The 382-nt window shown below is 52.9% G+C and carries 1 protein-coding gene; it reads right to left on the minus strand.

All coding sequences use genetic code 11. The features are described from left to right. A partial coding sequence (locus AC1DIP_RS22355) for an Hsp70 family protein (protein WP_477735135.1) occupies nt 1–382 on the minus strand: 382 nt, incomplete at both ends.

Raw genomic sequence — 382 nt, forward strand, 5'->3', positions numbered from 1 at the left:
GCGGTAGAGAACACCTGGCTGTGTTTCGTCGGGATAGTGGTGTTTTTGTTGATGAGCGGGGTCATCACGCCACCCATGGTTTCGATACCCAGAGACAGCGGGGTAACGTCCAGCAGCAGTACATCTTTCACTTCACCGGTCAGTACACCACCCTGAACCGCAGCACCGATAGCAACCGCTTCGTCCGGGTTCACGTCTTTACGTGGCTCTTTACCAAAGAATTCAGCAACTTTCTTCTGAACCATTGGCATACGAGTCTGACCACCTACCAGGATAACGTCCTGAATGTCAGACACGGACAGGCCAGCGTCCTGCAATGCAACTTTCAGTGGCTCGATAGAACGGTTCACCAGGTCTTCTACCAGGCTTTCCAGTTTCGCAC

The sequence above is a fragment of the Pseudarthrobacter sp. 05T312 genome, from assembly GCF_056396685.1.